Here is a 13,621-nt window from a genome sequence, read left to right on the forward strand (position 1 = left end):
GTCTTGCTGTCTTGCGTTTCCGACTCTATCAGACGCTTTCATGTCCGATTCCCGGTCGAAGCGGGGTGCTTTCGAGGTTCTTCGCTGTCGCGTTTTCCCTTTCCGGCGGCTCCGACTTTACCAGACTCTTTTTCGTTCCGTTTCCGGTCCGAATTCGATTTCCGGTGGCCTGTGGAGTGGCCTCGCCTTTCGGCGTGTCCGCTACGTTAGCCGATTCTCTTGGCAGCTCATAATCGAGCCGATAGGGCGAATTACGGGCATGCCGAATTCGCACCCGCCAGGGTGAGTCGTAGGTAGTGGTTTGGCCGCTTCGAGTGGCTCGGTCCGGTCCGATGGACTGTGCCGAGAGCTGTACCCGTGTCAAGCGGCTCGGACTACATTAGGCGTCCGCCGGAGGTCCGTCAAGTCGCTTTGCGGCTGGGCCGACGGCGCGGTGCGTGGGCGCGGTACGGGCTGACCGTGGGATCCCCTTCGATCCAGAAGCGCCACGGCTGGTGGGCGCCGTCGCCGCCCACTCCGGTGCGGGGGCCGCTGCGTACGAGGTCACGGGGCGGCGGGGTGCCGTGCAGGACGGACAGTGCCGGGGCGGGGCCGCCGAAGAGGTCGCTGCCGTTCAGGTCGCGGTCGACGTCGAGGGCGGTGGCGAGGCGGGCCGGGCCTTTGGCCAGTTCCTTGTCGTTGCGGGCCGAGACGCGTCGGTCACGGGCCAGGTGGGCGCCGACGTTGATCTCGCCGGCCCGGAGCAGGACTCCGCTGGCATGGCCGTCCGGGCCGCAGACCAGGTTGAGGCAGTGCCACATCCCGTACGTGAAGTAGACGTACGTGTGACCGGGCGGGCCGAACATCGTGCTGTTGCGGGCCGTGCGGCCGCGGAAGGCGTGCGAGCCGGGGTCGATCTCGCCCGCGTACGCCTCCACCTCGGTCAGGCGCAGCTCGATCGTGCCCGTCGGCTCCCGGCGTACGAGTGTGCGGCCCAGCAGGTCCGGGGCGACCTCCAGGACGTCGCGGTCGAAGAAGTCTCGCGTCAGTGGAGTGCGGTCCAGGCTTTTGGTCATGGCGTCCGAGGGTACTGGCTTCGCTCCGAAGGGAACCGGCTACCGTCGTGGCGCGTATGTAGGGGTCAGGACCAAGAAGGAGTGACTATGGGCTTCAAGCGGCTGCTCGCGAGCATGGGTGCCGGCGGTGCCTCGGTGGAGACCGAGCTCACCGAGGTGAATGTCGTCCCTGGTGGGATCGTTCAGGGCGAGGTGCGGATTCAGGGCGGTTCGGTCGCCCAGCAGATCGAGGGACTCAACGTCGGACTCCAGGCGCGGGTCGAGGTCGAGAGCGCGGACCAGGAGACCAAGCAGGACATCGAGTTCACCAAGCTGAACCTCGGCGGCGCCTTCGAGGTGCAGGCGGGCGCGGTGCACGTGGTGCCGTTCGGCCTGGAGATCCCGTGGGAGACGCCGATCACCATGTTCGGCGGCCAGCAGCTGCGCGGGATGAACATCGGGGTGACCACCGAGCTGGAGATCGCCCGCGCGCTGGACTCCGGTGACCTGGACCCGATCAACGTGCACCCGCTGCCGGCGCAGGAGGCCATCCTGAACGCCTTCGGTCAGCTGGGCTTCGGCTTCCGCAGCGCGGACATGGAGCGCGGCCACATCCGCGGCACCCGCCAGCGGCTGCCGTTCTACCAGGAGATCGAGTTCGTCCCGCCGACGCAGTACCGCGGGCTGAACCAGGTGGAGCTCACGTTCGTCGCCGACGACCGTGAGATGGACGTCATTCTGGAGATGGACAAGAAGCCTGGGCTGTTCAGCGAGGGCAGCGACTCCTACCGCGCGTTCAAGGTGGGGCTGCACGACTACCAGCAGACCGACTGGGCGGCGTACCTCAACCAGTGGCTCGCCCAGGTCGGCGGACAGCGCAACTGGCTCTAGGCGGTACGCCCTCCGAGGAGAGGGCCGTACGCCCCCTACAGTCGGGGAAGTAGGCAGACGAACCGATCAGGAGAGGTGCGATACGTGACCGAGCCGAAGAGGGCCCCGCTGCCGCACGAATTCCACCCGGAGGTTCCGGCGTTCACCGTGGTGAGCGACGATCTCGCGCCGGGGGCCGTGCTGGGCGACGCTCAGGTGCTTGCGGGCGGGAACACTTCGCCGCAGCTGCGGTGGGAGGGCTTCCCCGAGGGGACCAAGAGCTTCGCCGTGACGTGTTTCGACCCGGACGCGCCGACGGGCAGCGGGTTCTGGCACTGGACGCTCTTCGACATTCCGGTGTCGGTGACGGAGTTGCCGGCAGGTGCGGGCAGCGGGGAGTTCAAGGGGCTGCCGGCGGGGGCGATTCAGGCCCGTAACGACTACGGCGCGAAGGAGTTCGGCGGTGCCGCGCCGCCGGCCGGCGAGAACCACCGGTATGTGTTCACCGTGTACGCGGTGGACACCGAGAAGCTCGGGATCGACAGCGACTCCTCGCCCGCGGTGGTCGGGTTCAACCTCCGGTTCCACACGCTGGGCCGTGCGCAGTTGATCGGTGAGTACCAGGCTCCCGCCGGCGATTAGTTCGTTTGCTGTTTGCCCTGCTCTGGTCTTGGAGAGATCAGAGCAGGGCATTTTTTATTGCGTTGTCCATCGCGGCCTGCCCAGCCAGAGTTGATCCGGGCCTGCCAGGGGGCGGGCGGCACACGGGAGGTGGGCAGGATGCGTGACACGCTGGTTCTCAACGCGAGCTTCGAGCCGCTGTCGACAGTGACGCTCAACCGTGCGGTGGTCCTGATCCTGACGGACAAGGCCGTCGTCGAGCAGTCGCATCCCGAGCTCCGTATGCGTGGTGCCGCCGTGGACATTCCGGCGCCCCGGGTGATCAGGCTCTGCCGGTATGTACGGGTGCCGTTCCGAAGACAGGCCCCGTGGTCCAGAAGGGGTGTGCTCATACGGGACCAGCACCGGTGCGCGTACTGCGGCAAGCGGGCCTCCACCGTCGACCATGTGGTGCCGCGTGCCCAGGGCGGGCAGGACACCTGGCTGAACACGGTGGCCTCCTGCGCCGAGGACAACCACCGCAAGGCGGCCCGGACGCCGGAGCAGGCGGGGATGCCGCTGCTGAAGCAGCCGTTCGTGCCCTCCCCCGCCGAGGCGATGCTGCTGGCGATGGGGGCCGGCGACCGTTCGGCGCTGCCCGAGTGGCTGGACCGGTCGGCAGCTGCCGCGTAAGGCCGTGACGTCGCCGTGTGGAGCTGGGCGTAGATGACGTACGCCTGGTGCTGTGTGCGTGGGCCCGTCCCTGTGAGGGGGCGGGCCCACGTGTGTCAGCGGAGGAGCAGCTGGACGATGGCGACCGTGCCGACGGCCACGATGAGGGCGCGCAGGACGGTGGGGCTCAGGCGGCGGCCGACCTTGGCGCCTATCTGGCCGCCGATGGCCGAGCCGACCGCGATGAGGAGGACGGCCGTCCAGTCGAAGTGGGCGACGAAGAGGAAGAACAGTGCGGCGATGGTGTTGACCACGGCGGCCAGGACGTTCTTGACGGCGTTGAGGCGCTGCATCGTGTCGTCGAGCAGCATGCCCATCAGGGAGAGGTAGATGATTCCCTGGGCGGCGGTGAAGTAGCCGCCGTAGACGCTGGCGAGCATCAGGCCGGTGAAGAGGAGCGGGCCGCCGTCGGCGCGGGGCGGGGTGTCGGTGTGTTCGCGGCGGCGCTGGACGGCTTTGCTGATGCGTGGTTGCAGGATGACCAGGACGAGCGCCAGGGCGACCAGGACCGGGACGATCGTCTCGAAGGCCGTGGAGGGCAGGGCGAGCAGCAGGGTCGCCCCGCAGAGGCCGCCGATGGCGGCTCCGATGCCCAGTTTGATGATCCGGCGGCGCTGGCCGACCAGTTCCTTGCGGTAGCCGATGGCCCCGCTGATGGAGCCGGGGATGAGGCCCAGCGCGTTGGACACGGTCGCGGTGACCGGGGGGAGGCCGGTGGCGAGCAGGACGGGGAAGGTGATCAGGGTGCCCGAGCCGACGATCGTGTTGATCGTGCCCGCGCCGACTCCGGCCGCGAAGACGGCGAGTATTTCCCAGATGGACAAGGCCATCTCCTTCGGTGGTCAGTGACGCCTCCCCGCCATGAAGGTCGAGGGGCCTCACTGATCATGCACGAAGGGGTTCGCGGGTCAGGAGACCGGGGGTTCCTCGCGTCGTTCCATCGCGGGGGCCGGAATGCTGCCCTTGCCGCTTGCGCCGTTGCCGCCGTTGCCGCCGTCGCCGCCGGTGTTGAAGCCGGGCATGCCGCCGCCGAGGTTCCCGAAGGCTCCGCTGAGGCCCTTGAGGGCGTCGCCGATCTCGCTGGGCACGATCCAGAGCTTGTTGGCGTCGCCCTCGGCGATCTTCGGGAGCATCTGGAGGTACTGGTACGACAGGAGCTTCTGGTCCGGGTCTCCGGCGTGGATGGCCTCGAAGACCGTGCGTACCGCCTGGGCTTCACCTTCGGCGCGCAGGGCGGCTGCCTTGGCCTCACCCTCGGCGCGCAGGATCGCGGACTGCTTCTCGCCCTCGGCGGTGAGGATCTGGGACTGCCGGATGCCCTCGGCGGTGAGGATCGCGGCGCGCTTGTCGCGGTCGGCCCGCATCTGCTTCTCCATCGAGTCCTGGATGGAGGTGGGCGGCTCGATCGCCTTGAGCTCGACGCGGTTGACGCGGATGCCCCACTTGCCGGTCGCCTCGTCGAGGACGCCGCGCAGGGCCGCGTTGATCTCCTCGCGGGAGGTGAGGGTCCGCTCCAGGTCCATGCCGCCGATGATGTTGCGGAGGGTGGTGACGGTGAGCTGCTCGATCGCCTGGATGTAGCTGGCGACTTCGTAGGTCGCGGCGCGGGCGTCGGTCACCTGGTAGTAGATGACGGTGTCGATGTTGACGACCAGGTTGTCCTGGGTGATCACCGGCTGCGGCGGGAAGGGCACGACCTGTTCACGGAGGTCGATCCGGTTGCGGATCGAGTCGATGAACGGGACGACGATGTTCAGGCCCGCGTTCAGGGTGCGGGTGTAGCGGCCGAATCGCTCCACGATGGCGGCGCTGGCCTGCGGGATGACCTGAATCGTCTTGATCAGGGCGATGAAGACGAGCACCACCAGAATGATCAGAACGATGATGATCGGTTGCATCGTGTCTCTCGTGCCCTTCGTTGGCCGATGGATCGCGGTGATCGGGGTCGGTCCTCAGGTACGGCCGGTGGTCGGCGAGTTGTGGCCGGACCGGGTTCGCATGATGATCGACATGATCGACTTCGAGTCTGGCAGACGTGGGCCCGCCCTGTGCGCGCTTCGGTCACATGACGACGGCCGTGGCTCCGTCGATCTCGATGACATCGACCTTGTTGCCGGGCTCGAAGACCTGGTCGGCGTCGTACGATCGGGCCGACCAGACCTCGCCGGCGAGCTTGATCCGGCCGCCGTCGGCCGATACCCGCTCCAGCACGACCGCCTGGCGGCCTTTCAGGGCGTCGATGCCGCTGGCCTGCCCGGTCTGTCCGGCCCGGTGTCTGGCGGCGATCGGGCGCACGACGGCGATCAGCGCGACCGAGACCAGGACGAAGACCAGCACCTGGGCGACGATTCCACCGCCGAGCGCGGCGACGGCCGATGCGGCCACCGCCCCGACGGCGAACATGCCGAATTCGGGCATCGCGGTCAGGACGAGGGGGATGCCCAGTCCCACCGCGCCGATCAGCCACCACACCCATGCGTCGATGTCCACATGGTCATCGTAGGACTGTCGGTGCGTCACCGACAGGGCGCACGGGGGTCAACTGCGGTGAACGGCTTGCCGATCGGGGTGCGGTGGTTCTGCGGGCGGGGTGCGCGGGGGCTGTTGCGGCGGTCCCGCTCAGGAGAGCGGGAGGCCGTGGGCGGTGTAGCGGTCGCCGGTGTGCTCGACGATGAGCGGCAGGCCGAAGCAGAGGGAGAGGTTACGGGAGCTGAGCTCGGTCTCCATGGGGCCGGCCGCGAGGATCTTGCCCTGGCGGATCATCAGGACGTGGGTGAACCCGGGTGCGATCTCCTCGACATGGTGGGTGACCATGATCATGGAGGGGGCGAGCGGGTCGCGGGCGAGGCGGCCGAGGCGGCGGACGAGGTCCTCGCGCCCGCCGAGGTCGAGCCCGGCGGCGGGCTCGTCGAGGAGCAGCAGCTCGGGGTCGGTCATCATGGCGCGGGCGATGAGCGTGCGCTTGCGCTCTCCTTCGGAGAGCGTGCCGAACTTGCGGTCCAGGTACTCGGTCATGCCGAGGCGGTCGAGGAAGGCGCGGGCGCGCTCCTCGTCGACGGCTTCGTAGTTCTCGTGCCAGGTGGCGGTCATGCCGTACGCGGCGGTGAGGACCGTCTGCAGCACGGTCTGGCGCTTGGGCAGCTTGTCGGCCATCGCGACGCCCGCCATGCCGATGCGGGGGCGCAGCTCGAAGACGTCCGTGCCGACGCCGCCCAGCTTCTCGCCGAGGACGGTGGCCGTTCCCTTGCTCGGGAAGAGGTAGCTGGACGCCAGGTTGAGGAGGGTCGTCTTGCCGGCGCCGTTGGGGCCCAGGATGACCCAGCGCTCCCCCTCCTTGACCGACCAGGAGACGTCTTCCACCAGAGCGCGTCCGTCGCGGACCACGGATACGTCCACCAGCTCCAGTACATCGCTCATGGCGCGTTGTCTCCCCAAGCAGTCTCGTCGATCGTCGCGTGCCGGTGGGCACGGCTCCCAGGGAAAACCTACGCCACCGCGCGAGTGGTTCGGGCGTGAGGTCCGGACCCCGGGCTCTGCCCGGACGTTCCCTAGGCTGTCGGCATGCTTGTCGAACCACGTTCAGGGTTGTTGGCCGCTTGGGGAAACGCGCTTCTGGCGGGACTCGTCTCGCCGGACGAGGCGGCCCTCGCGATTGTCGGGGAGGACGCGGTGCACCGCGTCGAGGGGCTGCCGGGTGAGGCGGGGCCGGTCGGGCTCACGCTGGCGCTCGGTCGGCTGAGGGGTCTTGGAGCGACCGGTTTCCGGGTCGCGTTGCCGGTGCCGGGGCATCCGCTGGGGCTGAGCGGTCCGCCGGACTTCAACGCGCGGGCGCTGGAGGCGGAGGAGGCGGTGGTCGCGTACGGGGTGCCGTACGGGCTGGTGCCGGAGGTGCGCGAGGTCGGGCCGGCCGGGGATCTGCACGTCGAGGTGGTGTGGCGGGTGCTGCCGGTGCGGGAGGCGCCGCCGGCGGATGTGCCGTCGCTGGGTGAGGCGGAGCGGGAGCTGGCGGAGGCGTTGCGGGATGCGACGGCGGTGCTGTCGCGGCTGGACGTGGCCGGTTCCGGGCCGGTGGCGGAGGCGGCGGTGGACGCGTACCGGGCGCGGGTGGAGCGGGGTGGTGGGCGCGAGGTGCTGGCGCCCGGGTATCCGCCGCGGGCGGTGCGGGTGCTGGAGATGGCGCAGCGGGTGGGGCTGCTGGTCTCGGTGGCGTACGAGAACGGGCACGGCGGTGCGGTGAGCTCGTCGGAGATCGCGGCGCGGGGGGAGGCGTTGCGGCCGGTGGAGCGGGTGGCTCGGCGGGCGGTGGTGGCGGCGTACAACGCGTATGTGGAGGGCGGGGAGGCTCGGCGGTAGGCCCTCGGCCTTTGTCCTCAAGCGCCGGACGGGCTGGGGTGGGTGCCCCTGGGCGGGGGCCTGTTCTGGCGCGAGGGCCTCTTGGTCCAGGGTTCCGTCCTCAAGCGCCGGACGGGCTGGAAGGGGTGCCCTGGGCGCCCGGTCGGGTGCGGGGGCCCCGGCGCGAGGGTTCCGTCCTCAAGCGCCGGACGGGCTGGGGCGGGAGCCCATTCGGGCGCGGGGATCCCGGCGCGAGGGTTCCGTCCTCAAGCGCCGGACGGGCTGGGTGGGGGTCGGCCGAGGAGGGTGGGGTGGTGGGTACGGCGAAAGCCGGGCGGGCCCTTGGGGATGGGAGGGGCCGTCCGGCTTTCGACTGGAGGTGGGGTCAGTGGTTCAGGCCGAGGTTGCCGAAGGCCGGGTTGAGCAGGCCCACCACGTTGACCGTGTTGCCGACCACGTTCACCGGGACGGCTACGGGGACCTGCACGAGGTTGCCGCTGGCGACGCCCGGGGAGCCTACGGCCACGCCGTGGGCTCCGGCACCGCTGTGGCCGGTGGCGGAGGCAGCGCCGGCGCCGGCGGCGACGAGCCCGCCCGCGATCATGGTGACGGCGGCGGCCTTCTTCAGGTTCTTCACTTCAGGATCCTCCTAGAAAGGCTGCGGCAAGCCGCCGCAGCACGTCCTGGAGAACGCCGTGCGGCCCGGAAGGATGCGCCGTACGGGTGACATACACCCGACAGTATGAATCTCAGTCCGGACGGGAACCGGTGGCGGTGCCGACGTCAGCCCGCCGCTCCGTGGCGTACCGCCCACAGTGCCGCCTGCGTACGGTCCGCCAGATCGAGTTTCATCAGGATGTTCGAGACGTGCGTCTTGACCGTCTTCTCGGAGAGGACGAGGGCGCGGGCGATCTCCCGGTTGGAGCGGCCGTCCGCGATGAGGCCGAGCACCTCGCGCTCGCGCTCGGTGAGGGTGCTTCCCCGGCCCGTGCCGGTCCCCGCGTCGTCCTGGGCGAGGAGGGCGCCCGCGACCTCCGGCTGGAGCAGGACGTGTCCGGCGTGGACGGAGCGGATGGCGCCGGCCAGGGCGTCCGGGTCGACGTCCTTGTAGACGTAACCGGAGGCTCCGGCGCGCAGGGCCGGGACCACCGTGCGCTGTTCGGTGAAGCTGGTGACGATGAGGACCTTCGCCGGGTTGTCGAGCTCGCGCAGGCGGCGCAGCGCCTCGATGCCGTCGGTGCCGGGCATCTTGATGTCCATCAGCACGACGTCGGGGCGCAGCTCCTCGGTCCGGGCCACGCCCTCCGCGCCGTCTGACGCCTCACCGACGACCTCTATGTCCTCCTGGATCTCCAGGAACGTCCGCAGTCCGCGGCGGACCACCTGATGGTCGTCGACCAGCAGCACCCTGATGATCTTGTCAGCCACCGGGGACCTCCATCTCGATCGTGGCGCCCTTGCCGGGCTCCGAGGCAACGGTGAGTCGGCCGCCGACGCTGTTCGCCCGGTGGCGCATGGAGACGAGGCCGAGGTGGCGGCCCGCGCGCCGGACGGCGGTGGGGTCGAACCCGCCCCCGTCGTCGGTGACGCGCAGGACGGTGGCGGTGCCGCGCCGGGCCAGGGTGACGCTCACGCGCTCCGCCCCGGAGTGGCGCAGGGCGTTGTGGAGGGCCTCCTGGGCGACCCGGAGCAGGGCTTCCTCCTGGGCGGCGGGCAGTGCGCGCACTCCGCAGCTCTCGAAGGCGACCTCGGCGGCGTGCGCCCGGTCCAGGACCTGGATCTGGGTGCGGAGGGTGGCGATCAGGCCGTCCTCGTCGAGGGCGGCCGGGCGCAGCTCCACGACGGCGGCCCGCAGCTCGTCGACCGCTTCGGCGGCGAGGACGGCGACCTGCTGGAGCTCGCCCTTGGCGCGGGCGGGGTCGCGGTCGACGAGGGCGGCGGCGGCCTGGGCGGTGAGGCGGAGCGAGAAGAGCTTCTGGCTCACCGCGTCGTGCAGCTCGTGGGCGAGGCGGGAGCGTTCCTCGGCGATGGTCAGCTCGCGGCTGCGCTCGTAGAGGCGGGCATTGGTGAGGGCGATCGCGGCGTGCTGGGCGAGGATCTGGAGCAGTTCCTCGTCCTCGGCGGTGAAGCCGCAGCCGCCCTCCGGCTTGGGGCACATCTTGTTGGCGAGGAACAGTGCGCCGATGATCTCGTCGCCGTCCGTGATGGGCAGGCCGAGGAAGTCGGACATGTCGGGGTGGGCGTCGGGCCAGCCGCCGAAGCGGGGGTCCTCGCGGACGTCGGCGAGGCGTTCCGGCTTCGCCTGGTGGAGCATCGCGGCGAGGATGCCGTGCTGGCGGGGCAGCGGGCCGATGGCCTTCCACTGTTCGTCGCTGACGCCGTCGACCACGAACTGGGCGAAGCCGCCGTGGTCGTCCGGGACGCCGAGGGCCGCGTACTGGGCGTCGAGCAGTTCGCGGGCGGAGGCGACGATCGTCTTCAGGACGTCGCCCACTTCGAGGTGCCGGCTCATGGCGAGCAGCGCGGCACTCACCGCGGCGAGGCCCGACGGTGGGCGATGACTCATGGGATCACCGTACCGGCGGGGGCCCGGCGGCCGTATCGGGCCGGGGGTGGTGTTGGGCGGGCGGGGGCCTAGGCCCGTGCGGGCGGGCCTCTCGGGCGGAGGTCGTAGGACCGTTCGGGACCTACGTCGAAGTGCCGGGTACGGGTGCGGCTCGCGGGCGAGGCGCGGTGCGGGCGGGGCTTCCTACGGTGAGATCGCCGGGATCTCCCGGCGGACGCCGAGGGTGCGAAGGGGACGGTCACGATGCCGGTCGCGATGATCACAGGTGGTTCGAAGGGGCTGGGGCGGGCGTTGGCGGGGGCGCTGGCCGGGGAGGGCTGGGACCTGGTGCTGGACGCCCGGACCGCCGGGGTGCTGGAGGAGACGGCGCGGGAGCTGCGCGGGCGGTACGGGACGCGGGTGGTGGCGGTGCCGGGGGACGTCACGGACGCGGCGCACCGGGCGGAGCTGGTGGCGGCGGCCGGGTCGCTGGGCGGTCTCGACCTGTTGGTGAGCAACGCGAGCGTGCTGGGCACGGAGCCGCTGGTCCGGCTGGACGCGCTGCCGGTCGAGGGGCTCAGGCGGGCGCTGGAGACGAATGTGGTGGCGGCGCTCGGTCTCGTACAGGAGGCGTTGCCGTCGCTGCGGGCATCGGAGGCGGGGGCGGTGGTGGTGATCAGCTCGGACGCGGCGGCGGAGGCGTACCCGACGTGGGGCGGTTACGGGGCGTCGAAGGCGGCGCTGGACCAGCTGGCGGCGGTGCTGGGCGAGGAGGAACCGGGGCTGCGGGTGTGGGCGGTCGACCCGGGCGACATGGCGACGGACCTGTACGCCGCGGCGGTCCCGGAGGACACGGACGCGGCGCGGCCGTCGCCGGAGAGCGTGGCGCCCGCGTTCCTCCGGCTGATCCGGGAGCGGCCGGCGGGCGGGCGGTACGCCGCTCCGGCCCTGTTGGAGGAGCCGACGGGGCCGGGCGGAGGTTCCCGGTGAGCGCGCGGGTGCGGTGCGGGGACGGCGAGGTCGCCCTCGCCCCGCCGGGCCCGGGCGGGGTGGGACCGGCGATGGCCGGTCGTTCCCCAGCCCCGGAAGCGCCCACACCGGGACCGGGCAAGGCCGGGACGACCGCGGTTGCGGGAGATTCCGCAGCCCCGGAAGCACCAGCGCCAAGGGGGACGGGACCGGTGGGGGCGGGAGGTTCCGCAGCGCCGGAACCTCCCGCGCCGGCGGGGGCCGAGGCCGGGACCGCGGTCGTCGGAGATTCCATGACCCCGCAACCGCCCGCACCCGGTCCCGGCGGGGCGGCATCGGCGGCGGTCGTCTGCCCCACGGCCCTGGAGGCGTTGCGGGTGCCGGCGGATCTGTCGGCTCGGGTGCCGGCCGAGCAGCGGGGTGCGGGGCGGGACGACATACGGCTGCTCGTGTCGCGGGGGCGGGCGGTCTCGCATCGTGCGTTCCGGGAACTGCCCGGGGAGCTGCGGGTGGGGGACGTGCTGGTGGTGAACACGTCCGTCACCTTGCCCGCCGCGGTGAACGGGCGCGTCGGCGGGGAGCGGGTCGTCGTGCACTTCTCGACGCGGGGTGCGGACGGGCGGTGGGCGGTGGAGCTGCGGGCGCCCGGTGGGGCGGGGGTCACCGGGCCGCGGCCCGGCGGACCGGTGGGGGCGGTCGTGCGGCTGCCGGGCGGGCGGGACCTGGTGCTGGAGGAGCCGATCGGGCCCGCGTCCGGGGCCCGGCTGTGGTGGGCCCGGGTGCCGGAACCGGTGCCGGAGCTGTTGCGGCGGTACGGGCGGCCCATTCGGTACGGGTACACGGACCGGGATCAGCCGCTGTCGGCGTATCGGACGGTGTTCGCCGTGCCGTCGCCCGACGGGAGCGGTTCGGCGGAGATGCCGAGTGCCGCGCGGCCCTTCACGGTCGCGCTGGTGGCGGAGCTGGTGCGCCGGGGGGTGCTGTTCGCTCCGCTGTCCCTGCACACGGGAGTGGCGTCGGCGGAGGCGCACGAGCCGCCGTACCCGGAGCGGTTCGCGGTACCGGCGGCGACGGCGTGGCTGGTGAACGCCGTACGGGCGGCGGACAGCGGGCGGGTGGTCGCGGTGGGGACGACGGCCGTGCGGGCGCTGGAGTCGGCGGCGAGGGCGGACGGGGTGGTCCGGCCGGCCGAGGGGTGGACGGACCTCGTGGTGACGCCGCAGCGGGGCGTGCGGGTGGTGGACGGGCTGCTGACCGGGCTGCACGAGCCGCAGGCCTCGCATCTGCTGATGCTGGAGGCGGTGGCGGGGCGCGAGGCACTGCGCCGCGGGTACGAGGCGGCGCTCCAGGAGCGGTACCTCTGGCACGAGTTCGGGGACGTCCACCTCATCCTGCCGGATGAGGAAGGTAACGCTCCGGATTGCTTCAGCAACGAGTGGTGAGGCTGTTACCTCGCCGATGTGAGCCCAGGCATAGGGCCCACGTCACTTACGAACGTACCTAGTGGTCACATAAGGGCGATTTGAGCAGGCATGGCCCGGGGTCATTTCGGACGAACAGGACCCTGTTCCACTACCCGCCTTCGTACGTCACACCTTTGCCACACGATTTTGCTGCCGCTAAGAATTGCTCTCGTCCCCGACGGAGGTGCGCATCACCGCCTCCGGTCTCGTCCTCCGTGAGGACACCTGAGCATTCGAAGAGGTAGCCCTACATGTCTGCGACTCGCATTCCCCGTCGTCTCCGTCGTCTGAACAAGGTCCAGAAGATCTCCGTGGCCGGTGTGTCGGCCCTGGGCGTCGCCGCCCTGACCTTCTCGCTCGTCCCGTCGAACGCCGATGCCGAGATTGCCCCGCAGGCGGCAGCCGCCGCCGCTCCCGTGGCCTTCACCAACGCCGCGGGGTCCGCACAGGCCAAGACCGTGCAGAACAGCATGATCGAGCAGCACTCCACCGCCGAGAAGCTCGTGAAGGCCGCCGACGCCGCGAAGGCGAGGGCCGCCGCCGAGACCAAGGCCAAGGCCGCCAAGGCGAAGGCCGCGTCCGAGGCGAAGGCCAAGGCCGCCGCCGACGCGAAGGACAAGGCCGAGAAGGCCGCCAAGGCCAAGGCGGACGCGAAGAAGCGCGCGTCCGAGAAGGCCAACCGCTCCACCGCGCGCAAGCCCGTCTACGCCAACAACCTGGACGGCTGGATCCGCGAGGCCATGTCGATCATGAAGAAGGAAGGCATCCCGGGCTCGTACGACGGGATCCACCGCAACATCATCCGGGAGTCCAGCGGCAACCGCTGGGCCATCAACAACTGGGACATCAACGCCCAGAACGGCATTCCCTCCAAGGGGCTGCTCCAGGTGATCCAGCCGACCTTCGACCGCTACCACGTGGCGGGCACCAAGAAGGACCTGTACGACCCGGTCGCCAACATCGTCGCCGCCTGCAACTACGCGGCCGACCGCTACGGCTCCATGGACAACGTGAACAGCGCGTACTGATCCGCCGAGCCCAGCCGTACACATGCCGGAGGCCGGCACCCCGCGGGG

At 70.9% G+C, this 13,621-nt stretch carries 15 protein-coding genes; 7 read left to right on the forward strand and 8 right to left on the reverse strand.

The annotated features are described in order from the left end of the window. Positions 1-401: 401 nt before the first annotated feature. Positions 402-1,055, reverse strand: coding sequence for a DNA-3-methyladenine glycosylase (locus ACFWM7_RS26275; RefSeq protein ID WP_383264770.1), 654 nt, complete (start codon positions 1,053-1,055; stop codon positions 402-404). Between the two features lie 87 nt (positions 1,056-1,142). On the opposite strand from ACFWM7_RS26275, the gene ACFWM7_RS26280 reads away from it, so the two are divergent. The 3 genes from ACFWM7_RS26280 (at position 1,143) to ACFWM7_RS26290 (ending at position 3,197) form a co-directional block, all read left to right on the forward strand. Next, a complete protein-coding gene (locus ACFWM7_RS26280; protein WP_383264773.1) occupies positions 1,143-1,925 on the forward strand; it encodes a sporulation protein in 783 nt (260 codons plus the stop codon). Positions 1,926-2,009: 84 nt separating this feature from the next. Further along, the gene (locus ACFWM7_RS26285; protein ID WP_383264776.1) at positions 2,010-2,546 is read left to right on the forward strand and encodes a YbhB/YbcL family Raf kinase inhibitor-like protein; all 537 of its coding nucleotides are present in this window, start codon (positions 2,010-2,012) and stop codon (positions 2,544-2,546) included. 138 nt (positions 2,547-2,684) lie between these two features. Beyond that, a complete protein-coding gene (locus ACFWM7_RS26290; RefSeq protein ID WP_383264779.1) occupies positions 2,685-3,197 on the forward strand; it encodes an HNH endonuclease in 513 nt (170 codons plus the stop codon). A 95-nt stretch (positions 3,198-3,292) separates the two neighbouring features. On the opposite strand, the gene ACFWM7_RS26295 is transcribed toward ACFWM7_RS26290, so the two are convergent. The 4 genes from ACFWM7_RS26295 to ACFWM7_RS26310 form a co-directional block, all read right to left on the reverse strand. Continuing rightward, the gene (locus tag ACFWM7_RS26295) at positions 3,293-4,066 is read right to left on the reverse strand and encodes a sulfite exporter TauE/SafE family protein (RefSeq protein WP_383264782.1); all 774 of its coding nucleotides are present in this window, start codon (positions 4,064-4,066) and stop codon (positions 3,293-3,295) included. Between the two features lie 78 nt (positions 4,067-4,144). Continuing rightward, positions 4,145-5,134, reverse strand: coding sequence for an SPFH domain-containing protein (locus ACFWM7_RS26300; RefSeq protein WP_383264784.1), 990 nt, complete (start codon positions 5,132-5,134; stop codon positions 4,145-4,147). Between the two features lie 163 nt (positions 5,135-5,297). Beyond that, on the reverse strand, positions 5,298-5,726 hold the full coding sequence (locus ACFWM7_RS26305; RefSeq protein ID WP_383264786.1) for an NfeD family protein: 429 nt from the start codon (positions 5,724-5,726) through the stop codon (positions 5,298-5,300). A 129-nt stretch (positions 5,727-5,855) separates the two neighbouring features. Continuing rightward, complete coding sequence (locus ACFWM7_RS26310; protein ID WP_383264789.1) at positions 5,856-6,653, reverse strand: ABC transporter ATP-binding protein; 798 nt, start codon at positions 6,651-6,653, stop codon at positions 5,856-5,858. A 144-nt stretch (positions 6,654-6,797) separates the two neighbouring features. On the opposite strand from ACFWM7_RS26310, the gene ACFWM7_RS26315 reads away from it, so the two are divergent. Continuing rightward, positions 6,798-7,589 carry a hypothetical protein gene (locus ACFWM7_RS26315; RefSeq protein ID WP_383264791.1) on the forward strand — a complete coding sequence of 264 codons (792 nt, stop codon included), beginning with the start codon at positions 6,798-6,800 and terminating at the stop codon, positions 7,587-7,589. Between the two features lie 364 nt (positions 7,590-7,953). On the opposite strand, the gene ACFWM7_RS26320 is transcribed toward ACFWM7_RS26315, so the two are convergent. The 3 genes from ACFWM7_RS26320 to ACFWM7_RS26330 form a co-directional block, all read right to left on the reverse strand. Then, the gene (locus tag ACFWM7_RS26320) at positions 7,954-8,205 is read right to left on the reverse strand and encodes a chaplin family protein (RefSeq protein WP_383264793.1); all 252 of its coding nucleotides are present in this window, start codon (positions 8,203-8,205) and stop codon (positions 7,954-7,956) included. Positions 8,206-8,351: 146 nt separating this feature from the next. Further along, positions 8,352-8,996 (reverse strand): response regulator transcription factor, encoded by a 645-nt coding sequence (locus ACFWM7_RS26325; protein WP_356569172.1) that lies wholly within the window; start codon positions 8,994-8,996, stop codon positions 8,352-8,354. Continuing rightward, positions 8,989-10,134 carry a GAF domain-containing sensor histidine kinase gene (locus ACFWM7_RS26330; RefSeq protein ID WP_383264796.1) on the reverse strand — a complete coding sequence of 382 codons (1,146 nt, stop codon included), beginning with the start codon at positions 10,132-10,134 and terminating at the stop codon, positions 8,989-8,991. Before ACFWM7_RS26330 ends, ACFWM7_RS26325 begins: the two co-directional genes overlap by 8 nt. A 243-nt stretch (positions 10,135-10,377) precedes the next feature. On the opposite strand from ACFWM7_RS26330, the gene ACFWM7_RS26335 reads away from it, so the two are divergent. From ACFWM7_RS26335 to ACFWM7_RS26345, 3 genes are all read left to right on the forward strand, one after another. Next, on the forward strand, positions 10,378-11,103 hold the full coding sequence (locus ACFWM7_RS26335) for an SDR family NAD(P)-dependent oxidoreductase (RefSeq protein WP_383264798.1): 726 nt from the start codon (positions 10,378-10,380) through the stop codon (positions 11,101-11,103). Between the two features lie 272 nt (positions 11,104-11,375). Then, entirely contained in the window at positions 11,376-12,524 is a 1,149-nt protein-coding gene (locus ACFWM7_RS26340) for an S-adenosylmethionine:tRNA ribosyltransferase-isomerase (RefSeq protein WP_383264800.1), read from the forward strand. A 272-nt stretch (positions 12,525-12,796) separates the two neighbouring features. Next, positions 12,797-13,573 carry a transglycosylase SLT domain-containing protein gene (locus ACFWM7_RS26345; RefSeq protein ID WP_383264803.1) on the forward strand — a complete coding sequence of 259 codons (777 nt, stop codon included), beginning with the start codon at positions 12,797-12,799 and terminating at the stop codon, positions 13,571-13,573. The last annotated feature ends 48 nt before the right edge of the window (positions 13,574-13,621 follow it).

The organism is Streptomyces sp. NPDC058375 (assembly GCF_042723425.1).
Lineage (GTDB): Bacteria > Actinomycetota > Actinomycetes > Streptomycetales > Streptomycetaceae > Streptomyces > Streptomyces durocortorensis.

What these genes read in the sequence shown, in the direction of transcription:
- ACFWM7_RS26275 (WP_383264770.1), bottom strand. Translation starts at nt 1,055, where the DNA reads ATGACCAAAAGCCTGGACCGCACTCCACTGACGCGAGACTTCTTCGAC.
- ACFWM7_RS26280 (WP_383264773.1), top strand. Translation starts at nt 1,143, where the DNA reads ATGGGCTTCAAGCGGCTGCTCGCGAGCATGGGTGCCGGCGGTGCCTCG.
- ACFWM7_RS26290 (WP_383264779.1), top strand. Translation starts at nt 2,685, where the DNA reads ATGCGTGACACGCTGGTTCTCAACGCGAGCTTCGAGCCGCTGTCGACA.
- ACFWM7_RS26295 (WP_383264782.1), bottom strand. Translation starts at nt 4,066, where the DNA reads ATGGCCTTGTCCATCTGGGAAATACTCGCCGTCTTCGCGGCCGGAGTC.
- ACFWM7_RS26300 (WP_383264784.1), bottom strand. Translation starts at nt 5,134, where the DNA reads ATGCAACCGATCATCATCGTTCTGATCATTCTGGTGGTGCTCGTCTTC.
- ACFWM7_RS26310 (WP_383264789.1), bottom strand. Translation starts at nt 6,653, where the DNA reads ATGAGCGATGTACTGGAGCTGGTGGACGTATCCGTGGTCCGCGACGGA.
- ACFWM7_RS26315 (WP_383264791.1), top strand. Translation starts at nt 6,798, where the DNA reads ATGCTTGTCGAACCACGTTCAGGGTTGTTGGCCGCTTGGGGAAACGCG.
- ACFWM7_RS26330 (WP_383264796.1), bottom strand. Translation starts at nt 10,134, where the DNA reads ATGAGTCATCGCCCACCGTCGGGCCTCGCCGCGGTGAGTGCCGCGCTG.
- ACFWM7_RS26335 (WP_383264798.1), top strand. Translation starts at nt 10,378, where the DNA reads ATGCCGGTCGCGATGATCACAGGTGGTTCGAAGGGGCTGGGGCGGGCG.
- ACFWM7_RS26340 (WP_383264800.1), top strand. Translation starts at nt 11,376, where the DNA reads ATGACCCCGCAACCGCCCGCACCCGGTCCCGGCGGGGCGGCATCGGCG.
- ACFWM7_RS26345 (WP_383264803.1), top strand. Translation starts at nt 12,797, where the DNA reads ATGTCTGCGACTCGCATTCCCCGTCGTCTCCGTCGTCTGAACAAGGTC.